The following is a 739-nucleotide window of genomic DNA, read 5'->3' as shown; positions in this document are numbered from 1 at the left end:
AGCTTTGACATTTCGGTGTTGTCTGGCTCTGCGTTGTTACCTTGCTGAGCGGCTGCTTGTTTTGCTTTCGCTTTAGCAATGGCAGCGGCAACTGCTGGCTTCACAGCCAGCTCGCTGATTGCTGTATCTGTGCCCGCGGCTTTCTGTGCTTTCACTCGTGCAATGGCTGCGGCAATTGCGTCATCACCGTCAGAGGTCTTCATCTCTTTACGACGATTGTCAGCGGCTTTCTTAAATCGATTCTCACGCTCATCCTTGTCGCGTTCCATACGGGCATTTTTCTCTTCAAAACGCAGTTTGGCGCGCTCGGCTGCGGCGGCTTCATCTCGACGAGTTTTGATTTCTGCTTTGGCTTGGCGGTAATACTGAACAAGTGGGATCTCACTTGGGCAGACAAACGCACAAGCACCACACTCGATACAGTCTTTGATGTTGAGCTCTTCACATTTATCGAGCTCATTTGCCTTAGCGTGCCATTGAAGCTGTTGAGGTAGCAACGAAGCAGGGCAAGCCTCTGCACATTGACTACAACGGATACACTCCATTTCGTAGCTGTTAGGAGAAATCTCGCGGCGCGTTGGCGCTAGTATACAGTTTGATGTTTTAGTGATCGGCACGTTTTCATGTGGCAACGTAAAGCCCATCATAGGCCCACCCAAGATAAGTCTTGGTAGCTTTTTATCTGCTTTGTATCCAAACTCTTCAAGCAATGCGCTGACCGGTGTGCCTATCAGAGCCC

The 739-nt window shown here is 50.1% G+C and carries 1 protein-coding gene; it reads right to left on the bottom strand.

Going from position 1 to position 739, the window contains the following annotated elements; all coding sequences use genetic code 11:
* Positions 1-739, bottom strand: a 739-nt coding sequence (locus KIV40_RS32590; protein ID WP_285353506.1) for a 4Fe-4S dicluster domain-containing protein, incomplete at both ends; no start/stop codon positions are given.

Source organism: Vibrio sp. D173a (genome assembly GCF_030248475.1).
Note: the sequence above shows the minus strand (reverse complement) of the source record. Positions and strands in the feature narration are given on the sequence as shown.